The organism is Armatimonas sp. (assembly GCF_043760365.1).
Classification (GTDB): Bacteria; Armatimonadota; Armatimonadia; order Armatimonadales; family Armatimonadaceae; genus Armatimonas.
Window position 1 is genome coordinate 1 of the sequence record NZ_JAYUPA010000097.1, and the last position, 2,323, is coordinate 2,323.

Genomic DNA, 2,323 nt, shown 5'->3' on the forward strand with positions numbered 1-2,323 from the left:
CGGCGGGTTCGTCCCATACGATTATCGGTTCCTTTCGGGGAGTGTCAGCAGGTATGCCTGAGCGCCAGAGTCGGGGACATTGCGCCAGTAGAGTATCTTTTTCCCATCCGGTGACAACGAAAAGTCCACGACGTCGCCTGGGAGGGGGAGGCGCGCGGGGGAGGCACCGTTGCGAGGAATGCGCCAGAAGATAAATCCTGAGTCTTGACTAGGAATTGCCCCCTGGAACCATGCAAGGAAGGAGTTGTCTGAGCAGGGCATGTAGGCGCGGACGATCAAGAAACGACCATCTCGGGAGAAGTCAAACGGTGAATGGCCTCCCTCATACCCTGACAAGTATGGTTTTCCCATGGGAAGACGAAGGGAGAGTTTCTGAACCAAGGCAGGAGTGCTCAGGGAACTCGATTTGTAGACGATTCGCTGGGGCTGTATGCGCCAGTTAGGGGCAAAGAGGAGCTCACCCCGCGCCACTATTTTAAGATTCCACGCCGTTTCAGGAAGCGCAAGCCGGGTCTGAGTGATGTGTGTGCCGTTGATGCGAGTGAGGTAGCTAGGGCCGCTTGATGAGTCTGTTCCTATCCAGCCGCCACTATCGGCGAGCCAGTGGGGGAAGAGAAACTCAACGGAAGCAGGAAAGGGGATAAGCTGTGTGCCCGTGCCGTCCGGGTGGACAAGTCGCCAGCGCTCGAACGAGCGTTTTTGATTGTGGTAGGACCATTCGTAGTAAAGCAACCAGCGGCCATCGGGAGAGGGGAAGGGATTGCTTCGGTTGGAGGAATAGTTGCCATCTTCATCTTCAGGAAGTTGGGGCAAGGTTGGAGTGCGGTGGCGGATGCGGGCACGGAGGTCAAAGATTTCCTGCGGCTCTTGCAACTCAGGGGAGACGCTCCAGAGTGCGCGTTCATCACGAATCCCTGTCACTACCTGGTCGTTGCCTAACCAGCCACACATCTCGCGATTGTCCAACTCCGGGAGGCGCTGCGTCGCTCCTCCCAGAACGAGAAACGGGCGCTCGTATAGCCGGACGGTTGCCAGGCCGACGAGCACAAACAAGGCGAGGATTCCCACGCCCTGACCAATGTTTTTCCAGAAGCGCCCGTGCATAGTGCATTGTACGACTTTTTGCACCCGGAGGGTGCCCGGCGCGAAGCGCCCTGAGCGAGAGCAACTTGTTGCCTCGTCTTTAGGAAACCGGTTGATGCACGTCGAACCTACACCCCATGACTCCAATGACGACAACCAACGACGCCGACAAAAGCCTCTGGCCGCCCATAACTCACGAGACCCGCCCCTGGGCCTACTGGTGGTGGATGGGGAGTGCAGTCGACGAGGCGAATCTCACGCGCGAGCTGACGCGCTACCGAGACGCCGGGATGGGCGGAGTGCACATCATTCCGATCTATGGTGCGAAGGGCTTTGAGAAACGCTTTGTCTCGTACTTGAGCCCCCGCTGGCTGGCGCTCTTAAAGTACACGCTCACCGAGGCGGAGCGGCTGGGGCTGGGGATTGACATGTCCGTGGGCTGCGGCTGGTGCCTCGGTGGGCCTAACGTGCGCGACGAGGATGCCAACCAGAGTCTCGTGATCCGCCCCGATGGAAGCCTCACCAGCAAACCCAGCGGGCAGAAAGTCAAGCGAGCGGGACTTGGGGGTGAGGGCTGGATGCTCAACCCGGCATCGGAGCGGGCGCACAGACGCTTCATGGAGCGCTTCACCCGTGCGTTTTCGGGCTGGAAAGGCCCACTCCCCCGTGCGATCTACCAGGACAGCTACGAGTACAACAACGACTGGGCACCCGAGCTGCTGGAGGCGTTTGAGAAGAAGCACGGCTACAAGCTACAAGACCACGTGGATGCGTTTACAGGCGGCGACGAGAAGGCTAAACGTATTCTGGCTGACTATCGGGAGATTCACTCGGACTTGATGGTCGAGAAAGCGCAGCCGGTCTGGATCGCGTGGGGCAAGCGGCGCGGGATGCGCTCGCGCTACGAGGCGCATGGTGCGCCCGGCAATTTACTAGATCTCTACGCACTGGCCGATATTCCTGAGACCGAGATGTTCCATGATGACCGAAGCATTCTGGTCAGCAAGTTCGCGTCGTCTGCGGCAAATATAACGGGTAAGAAACTCGGATCGGCGGAGACTGGCACCTGGCTCAAGGAGCACTTCACCGAGACGCTGGGCAATCTGAAAGTGCTGGTGGACGAGATGTTTCTCTCAGGGATAAACCATATCTTCTGGCACGGGACGATCTACTCGCCCGACGAAGCCCCGTGGCCGGGCTGGGTGTTCTACGCGTCCACGCAGATGAACCCGCGCAACCC

Annotated in this window: 2 protein-coding genes; one reads left to right on the forward strand and one right to left on the reverse strand. The window is 59.1% G+C overall.

Going from position 1 to position 2,323, the window contains the following annotated elements; all coding sequences use genetic code 11:
• Window positions 1-21: 21 nt before the first annotated feature.
• Window positions 22-1,104, reverse strand: coding sequence for a hypothetical protein (locus ACH2EH_RS02495; protein ID WP_395138594.1), 1,083 nt, complete (start codon window positions 1,102-1,104; stop codon window positions 22-24).
• 116 nt (window positions 1,105-1,220) lie between these two features.
• On the opposite strand from ACH2EH_RS02495, the gene ACH2EH_RS02500 reads away from it, so the two are divergent.
• Window positions 1,221-2,323: glycosyl hydrolase (locus ACH2EH_RS02500; protein WP_395138596.1), on the forward strand; the 1,103-nt coding region annotated here is incomplete at its 3' end.

Bases quoted from the DNA above. Each gene is read 5' to 3' on its own strand.
- ACH2EH_RS02495 (WP_395138594.1), bottom strand. From the start codon at position 1,104: ATGCACGGGCGCTTCTGGAAAAACATTGGTCAGGGCGTGGGAATCCTC.